2 protein-coding genes are annotated in these 9535 nt (G+C 33.0%); one reads left to right on the top strand and one right to left on the bottom strand.

Annotated features, from left to right (window positions below; translation table 11 throughout):
• Positions 1-92: 92 nt before the first annotated feature.
• On the top strand, positions 93-899 hold the full coding sequence (nudC, locus tag ACKI3Q_RS04550) for an NAD(+) diphosphatase (protein ID WP_407414707.1): 807 nt from the start codon (positions 93-95) through the stop codon (positions 897-899).
• 35 nt (positions 900-934) lie between these two features.
• On the opposite strand, the gene ACKI3Q_RS04545 is transcribed toward nudC, so the two are convergent.
• On the bottom strand, positions 935-9394 hold the full coding sequence (locus ACKI3Q_RS04545; protein ID WP_407414705.1) for an Ig-like domain repeat protein: 8460 nt from the start codon (positions 9392-9394) through the stop codon (positions 935-937).
• Between the last annotated feature and the right edge of the window lie 141 nt (positions 9395-9535).

Raw genomic sequence — 9535 nt, 5'->3', positions numbered from 1 at the left:
AGCTCTCTTTTAACTAAATTATTACTACTTTAAAGCATAAAAAATGTAAAAAAAGTATTACTTTAATTAATTAAACTCAATGTATTAAATAAATGAAAAATAAAACAATCACCATGATTGAAAAATCCATTTACGAAGATTATGAGATTAATTTTAGTGATACGTACACTAGTGATGATGCATATTATTTTATTTTTAACGAAAATAGAGAGCTATTATTAGAAGATAAAGAATTAATTACTGACATTACAGACATGAATTTTAATTTTTCACTATTTATTGGAAAATATAAAAATAAAGACTGTTTTGTTGTAAACAGCAACTTTAAAAAAGGTTTTGATTTAAGGGAAGTTTATGAATTTGACAAGGATCTCTACCTGATTGGAACAAAAGCTGTTTTAGTAAACGATTGGTATATATCACATCAATTTTGTGGAAAATGTGGAGCGAAGACAAAAGTAGATGAAAAGGACATGATGTTAAAATGCCCAGAATGTGGTCAAGTACACTATCCACGAATCGCTCCTGCAATTATCGTGGCCATCAGAAATGAGGACAAACTTCTTATGGCACAGCACAGTTATCATGAAACCATAAGATATGCCTTAATTGCAGGTTTTGTAGAGCCCGGTGAGTCAATAGAAGAAGCCGTTCACAGAGAAGTGTCTGAAGAAGTAGGAATAAAAATTAAAAACTTAAAATACCTTAAAAGCCAATCATGGCCATTTCCAAATTCACTAATGTTAGGTTTTGAAGCCGAATATGATTCAGGCGATATTAAAGTCGACGGTGATGAAATAGTTAAGGCAAAATGGTTTAAAAAAGATGAAATAATCAGATATTCTTCAGACATCAGTATTTCTGATTGGCTAATACAGAATTTTATCGATAATAATTAAAAAAAAAAGAAAAGAAGAGGTTATATTAAACCTCTTTAAGCACTTATTTTTATTGTGTTTGCAATGCTAGAACCATTATAACTTGAGGTTATAATGTATTCACCAGGCATTAAGTTAATGTTTAACTTAGCCTGACCGTTATTGTCAGTTATTCTATTATAGAAAACACCATTGATGTTGAATGTAACAGCCTGATTTGCATAAGGTTTGCCTTGTCCATCAACCAAATTAGCTTTGAACTGGGTTCCATCGCGGTATTTCATTACAATGTTTGTTGCATTTAATATAGGCAATACTTTGATGTTATTAGACACCATACATCCGTTGTATTCTGCAGTTATGATGTAATCTCCAGCTTGTAAGTTGATGTTTAGTTTAACAATTCCTGATGCATCAGTTTGTCTTTCGTAGAAGACACCATTGATGTTGAATCTGACAGTTTCACCTGCACCGACAGCTTTGCCGTCAGCACCTAATACTTTAACAGTGTATTGTGTGTCGTTTCTGTAGTATTTGGTAATGTCTTTGTTTTCTGTAAGGAGTGGCAACACAGTAATGTTGTTTGCTGTTCTGTCTCCGGTTACAGGGTTCATTGCAGTAATTATATATTCACCCGGTACCAAGTTGATGTTTAATTTTGCAAGACCTTTGTCACCAGATACTTTACGCTCATACATCACACCATTGATGTTGAATAAAACTGTAGTTCCATCAGCCAAGTATTTACCATCACTGTCTAAAAATGTTGCATAGTATTGAGTACCGTTTCTATACATTTTCACAACATCAGTACCGTTGACAGTAGATAAAATTGTAACAACAGAATCAACAGTTTCATCATCAACTGTTGAGGTTACATTATATACACCACTGTTTAATCCTAATGCAATGCTTGCAACACCTTTTGCATCAGTAGTTCTGGTGTATGGAACACCATTAATATTTATAACAACTGATTTATTAGCTAATGCATTACCTTTATTGTCAGTTACGGTTACAACAAATCTTTCAGGTCCGTGGAAGTATTTAGTTACATCAGGTGCTGAGATTATAATAGCCTTTTCAACTGTTGCATTAGCGGATTTTGAAACAGGACTATAATTATTATCTCCAGAATATGTAACATCTACTGCATAATCACCAGATTTTAAGTTAGGAACAGATACTGTAGCTTTTCCATCTTTAACTGGAGCAGTGTAATTTTTACCGTCAACACTAACGGTTACATTACCTTTAGCATCTTCAGGAAGAGCGACATTAACGACTAAATCTTCACCACTAACTGGTTCATTAATGTCTACTGAAATATCTGCTTCAGCAGGATCTATTGAAACATTTGCATTAGCTGATTCTTTAGTATATCCGGTTGCATTTACTGAATAATCTAAAGTGTAATTTCCAGCAGGCAATTTACCTAAATCGAATGCGGCAATACCATCCTTATCAGTTTTAGTGTTGTAAGTTTTATCTCCAATAGTTAATGTAACAGGAACATCACTTACAGGATTACCGTCCCTATCAGTTACTGTTGCATTTACTTTAACATCATCTCCGTAAACGGATTCCACATCGCCAGCATCAAGGTTAACTTTTTCCATTTTTGGAATGTTATCTTTGACAATAGCATTTTCTGAAACATAGTTAACACTTGCATCACCGGTTAATTCACTAGCAACCAAATAGTTTCCAACAACGTTGACCTCATCATTAGTTGTTAAAGTAACTGAGTAGTTACCAGTAGTTGTAATGTTATTGTTTTCTACAGTAACTTTTCCTGCAATAGCTTTAATACCTGCAGTTTCATAAGGAATTGAATCCCATACATCAGGAGATCCAACATTTGAACCAGGAGCAACAATGGTATTGTCTTTTACAATAAGTTCTTTTGCTTTTGAAGCAATACCAAGAGTGTAGTTTCCTTCCAATTCAATATTGTTGCCGGTTACGGTTTCTTTTGCACCGCCTAATTCCATACCATAAATTACAGCAGCACTACCTGAAATGTTGTTGTTGATGTATTCAACTTCCACATCTCCGTTAGACATTGATGAATATACTGGATATGCTGAAAGTGGAGCATTGGTTTCAATATTGTTGTTTTCAATGACACCTGCAGCAGGTCCTTCAATCTCAATACCATTTGCATAGTATGAATCTGATTCGGTTGTAATTTCATTGTCTGAAACTGTGAAGTTTTTACCGCTGATAACCAATCCGTATATGTATGAGTGACCGTTTGCATCAATAACATTTGAGTCAACAATTACATTGTCTGAATTTTTGATATCCACTGCATAGATAGTGTCATAACTTCCAACAACTTCATTGTAATCGACATTGATTTCATTTTCACTCAATTCTAAATCATCACAATTATCAAATACGATTCCTTCAGAAATAGGAGCACTTACCCAATTTCCAGATCCAGGAGGAACTTCATCCCAAGGAACATAGCTGGAAGGAACAGTGATATCAAATTCATTATCTGATACTACAACACCTTTTGAGTTAGAAACACGAAGGGCATTTGTTACACCAGTACCATTTCCATTTCCTTCATAAACAATATCATTTCCGATTATATCTAAATTATCTGCATTATCTGCAATGATTGCATAAGCAGTTTCACCGGTTTTACCTTCGACATTTAAAGTAGTACCCACGATTAATACATCAGATGCATTTTCTACACTTATTGCATATTCCATGTCTTCTGCGTTGATAGTAAATCCATCAATGACCACATCATCAGCAGTTACATCAATAGCAATATTATCTAATGTAGCATTTTCACCAACTAATTTAATAGGGCGGTCAATATTGATTTTATCAGTGTTTTTATTTGAAATAACACCGTCAAATATCAATTCATCACATTTAACTTCATCCCTTAAGTTACCTTCTTCATCGAAGAATTTTTCGAATGTATCGTTGGTTACGATTTTTGCTACTTCAAATGAGACGGTAGTTGTTTTGTTAGTGTATTTGTCATCACCTGAATAAACTACATCAGCATCGTATTTACCATGATCCAAACCTGAAATGGTAATAGTAGAAGTTCCTTTTGAAACATCACCAGTGTAATCTTTACCATTTACAGTAACTGTTACATTACCTGTTGCATCACTTGGAATACCTGTTACAACAACAATGACATCATTATCTAAAATGACATCATCAGCAGAAGCATTTAATTCAAATTCACTGATTTTGGATACAGCAAATGAAACAGTAGTTGATTTATTAGTGTATTTATCATCACCAGAATAAACTACATCAGCTTCATAATCACCAGCAGGTAAATTAGGAATAGTAACAGTTCCAGCAGAAACTAATGCTTCGTAATCTTTACCGTTTACAGTAACTGTAATAATACCAGTTGCATCAGCTGGAATACCCGTGACTTTTACAACAACATTTTCTCCAACATCAACATCCTCAGCAGAGGCATTAATTTCAAATTCACTAATTTTGGATACTGCAAAGGATACTTCAGTAGTGTTGGAAGTGTATTTGTCATCACCGGAGTAGATAACTTCATAAGTGTAGTTTCCTTCAGTCAAGTCAGAAATAGCTATTTTAGCAACACCTTTTTCAACTTTTGCTGATTTGCCGTTGACAGTTACATTACCTGTTGCATCACTAGGAAGTGCAACTTCAATGATAGCATCTTCGCCAACTTTAATGTCACTAGCAGAAGCTTCAAATTCGTAATCACTTACTTTTGATACTTCAAAGTCTACTTCAACTGTTTCTTTGCTATATTTATCGTCACCAGAATAAGTAACTTCATAAGTGTAGTTACCTTCACCTAATCCGGAAATTGTAAATACTGCAGTTCCATCTTTAACTTCTTTAGTTTCATTATTAACAGTTATGGTTCCTGTTGCATCACTGTCTACAGTAACAGTAATAATTGCATCTTCTCCAACTTTAATATCCTCCGCATTAGCAGTAATATTTGTTTTATATGCTACAACAGTTAAATTGGATGAATTAGAAGCAGGATTATAAACTTTATCCATATTAATGGAATAATCTAATGTATATTTACCGTTAGGCAATACATCAATGTCAAAAGTAGCAGTACCATTTACAATATCTGCAGTGTAAGTTTCATCATTTAATTCTAATGTAATTATTCCTTCAGGTACAGGATTACCGTTTTCTTCTAAAACAGTAACATTAATTTGAGTTTCACCATATGTTATACTGATATCTTCAGCAAAAATAGTTACATTACCCATAGCCAATTTATCTTCAACAGTTAAATTAACGGTTTGATTGTCGACAGTTGCTTCAATGTAGTAACCTTGACCTTCAGTTCCCTCGAATGCAATGATAATGGAATTGTCAATTATACCTTCTTCAACTTCCAAAGTACCGTTTACAGCAGATATTTTGAAATTACGTGGGTATAAACTGCCTTCATAATCAGATACGTTTTCACCGTCAAATGATTTGAATGCTAAGGTTACATCCTGTAATAATCCTGTTTTATTGGTTGCATTTAATGTTAAGATTAAATAATTTTCAGGATTTACAACATTTGAACTTATTTCTCTGAGTTTTAAAACATAGTTTGAAATGAAATTGGAAGTTGAGATTGTAGCGTTTTTATAGGTAGCATTGTTGCTTCCCCACCAGTTGTCGAAAACATTCATATCAATAGTTTTGTCTGCAGCAATTCCTATTTTAGTACCATTATCTGATAAAATAACTGAGTTAGTTATATTTACAGATAAGTTATCTCCAGAGTTAAGAACAGCAATTAAATATTCAACATTTTCAAATAAACATCCGTCAAATACTCTGTTAGAGTGATATGAACTGCCATCAATTCTTGTGTAGAATAAACTTACTGACTGTACATTTCTGAATGTGGAGCCATAAACCTCAACATCTCCTGGTACAATAGTATAACCTCCGCTTGCAAGGTTCCATGAGTTGATTCCACCAAATACATTAGGGGTGTATCTTCCACCTTTATCTTCAAAAGTAGAGTTGATAATTGTTGCATGTTCGCATGATCCTATTGCAAGACAGGTCAATGAATTTTGTGGCATGTAAATACGATTGGATAATTCACCAATTGTTCTGTTAGTAACTGTAAAAATAGAGTTTTCTATTGTAATGTTACCTTTTTGACCACCAAATGCACCAATAGCTACTAAATCCATATTCATTGCGTAAGCATCAAGGCTATCAATTACTTTTGAATTATTCATGTATAATGTACCTTGATTTGCAATAGTGGATAATCTACCTGCATGATTTGCTTCAAATGTTGAATTGTCAATTATTAAAACACCATCATTACAAATAGCACCACCATAATATGCATTTGCTCTTTTAGATATATCTCCATAACCATTATCAAAGAAATAAGAATTGTTTACAACTAAAGTACCTGCAGTGTTAATAGCTCCACCATAGTTACCTTGTCCGCCAATAAATTTGACGTTGTCAATTTCCATATCAGCTCCTTCTTCAACATAAATAGCGGATTGAGTATCACGAGCAGCTCTATTTACTGTAACATTAGCTAATGTTAATTTAGCATTACCTGCCAATGCAGTTATAAAGTAATCAGCTTCACTGTCAGTTATATTGACTTTATCCAAACTTTCACCAACAATCAATATGTCAACAGTAGTAGGAATTCTTAAATTAGTATTCAATTCACCCGTGTAATTGCCTTCTAAAACATGAACAGTGATATTAGTGGATTTTGTGTATCCTTCACTTAATGCTTTGGAAATTGATTTGAATGGATTGTTTTCACTACCGTTTCCATTTTCATCATCACCCATACTGTCAGATACGTATAATTCAATACTGTCTAAAGAAGCAGAAATATTGGTTGATACGATACCGTCAACATAAGTGTCGTTTTCGCAAGCATATTGATAAAAGCTAGTGAATTCATATACGGTATTGTTTTTAAAACCGACATATTCTAAAGTTGCATTTTGATTGATTAAATTAGATTTACCTATGATATTACCATCAAAGTAGAAAGTTACTTCACCTCCACCAATAATAGCACCGGACGGATGGGTTACAGTAACAGTTAAAGTGTCAGATAGTTCAGTTACATTTAAACTGTTAGCGGTGATTGTTAAATCAGTCAAGTTAGCAAATACATTGTTTCCAGAACTAGGAGCTATAAAAATATCATTTCCTGAAGTTGCTTTATTGTTTTCAAAAACAACATCTTCAAGACTCATTTCACAGACCGGACTTGTTTTACCATGATTTAAAATATAAATTGCACCACCATTGCCTGCAGCAGTGTTGTTGATGAATTTAGCACCTTTGATTTTAGCACCAGTAGTTGCTAAACCAGCACCATTAGCTGAAGCGGTGTTGTTGATAAAGGTAATATTTTCCACAATGATTTCAGTCGGATTATTACCGGAACTTCTATATTGTGCAACATAGCTGGTGACATTGTTGTTAATGAATTTATCATTTATGGAAGTGATATAATTACTACCAGCATAAGCAATACTTGATCCACTGCCAGTTACAGTATTTGAGTCAAAAGTGTTGTTGATACTTATTAAATCACATTGAACATAATATGCCGCACCACCGGAGGCTCCTTCAACAGTATTGTGAATAAATGTATTGTTTTCCAAATACGCTACATTATCATTATTTTTGGATATCCACAATAACCCAGTAGAAGTACCAGCGTTACAATTTTCAAATAAGGAATTGGTTAATTCCAAATTATAAGCATTGATTGCCTGACCGGTACCATTAATAACTCTTAAATTGTCAATTTTTACTCCATCATTACCGGTTTGAGCACGGATAGTGCTTGAATTGACAACAACATTATCCTTCATAGTTAATGTGTATGCATTTACAGGATTTGCGTCACAGTTGATTAAAGTCAAATTAACTAATGTAATCTCTAGATTTTTGCCGAAATAAAATATATCAGCTGAATACCATCCTGATTTTGCATGTTCTGCATCAATTATTACATTTCCATAGGATTCACCAATAACGGCTATTCTACCAACATTGGAATACTCCAAATCTCTATTATCATTTCCGTTATAGTAACCGTTTTTAACACGAACAGTCAAATCAACAGTAGCAGCAGTTCCATAATCCAAAGCTTTTTTAAGAGTTAAAAATGGATTAGCTTCACTACCGTCACCAGTTGTATCATTACCATCAGTTGAAACCCACACTTCAAGAGGAGAATGGTCAAAATCAACTGTTGCAGTACCGTTTTTAACAGTCACTTCAAAAGGATTAGGACTAGAAGATGAATATTCCTGTGTACCTGAAATTGTGTATTCTCCATTATCCAATAATTTATTAACATTTAAAGAAGCAACTCCATCATTACCTGATTTAGCTGAACCTACATTTTTACCATCCAAATAAAATGTGACTCCTGCATATTTGACCTTATTTCCCATATCATCAGTTACATTTGCTTTTAAAGTAAAACTAGTACCATCAACTTTAGTATCTTCAAAAGTAACAAAAGCATTGAAATTAGTGTTTGAATAAAGTAATGCAGTATTAGATGTACAATTTATGAAATTATTGTTTTTCAAATAAGCATTTTGGAAATATAAAATTGCACCATTTGAACCTGTGTAAGTACAGTTAATGAAAGTATTGTCAGTAATGTTAGCAATATTATCATCATTGTTGTAAGTAACATATAATGCACCAGCATAATATGAACCTTCCATATCTTTAAAGGTATTGCCCCTAATAGTAGATTTTCCAGATTGCATGGATATGGATGGAGCATATGAATAAGAATATGTTGTTGTTGAACCTTCAAAGAGGTTATTTAATAAAGTCAATACCATATCACTTGATGATGAATAAATATCCACACATTGTTTACCAGTATTATTTATGAATTTTGAGTTCATAATTGTTAATGAACCTTTTTCAGGATAAACTGCAGCTAAATTGGTTGCTTCATTTTCAGTAAATACACAACCGTCAATTGTTAAATCCCCTGCTGACCTAATAGCTGAACCCATATCACTTTTACCATGAGCAAAAGTAATATTAATTAAAGTCACTATTGAATCTGCACTGATTGATTTAATAATAGATGCTGAATCATCACCATCAAAAATAGTTCCACCGTTTGAATCTCCAATAATAGTAAGAGATCCATTATAATTCTTATGAGCCAAGTTTATTTGTAAGTTTGTATTGTTTTCACCAGAATAAGTACCGGGACCTACATAAATAACGGCATTATCAGAAGAGTTTACATCTGATAAAGACCTGTATAAAGTAGCATAAGGACTTGCCTGACTACCTGATCCTGAATCATCTCCAGTGTCACTTACATAAATAGTCTTATCAAAACTTCCTGCAGAAAGAACATCTGCAGAATTACTGGCTGAAAGCACATCGTCATTTTGTGCGCTAACAGCACCAATTGATAAAATTATTAGTAAGACCACGCTTACTAACATGAGTTTATTTAATTTCAAGATAATTCTCCACATGATTTTTTTTACAATAAAAAATATTTATCAAATAAAATTAAAAAATTAACAAATTAATTTGATTAAATATTTTATAACATATCCCAAACCAAAGATAAACTAATTGAAAATGAGATACATGATAAT

This window comes from Methanobrevibacter sp., from assembly GCF_045636185.1.
GTDB lineage: Archaea > Methanobacteriota > Methanobacteria > Methanobacteriales > Methanobacteriaceae > Methanocatella.
This window is presented reverse-complemented; position numbering and strand designations above follow the sequence as displayed.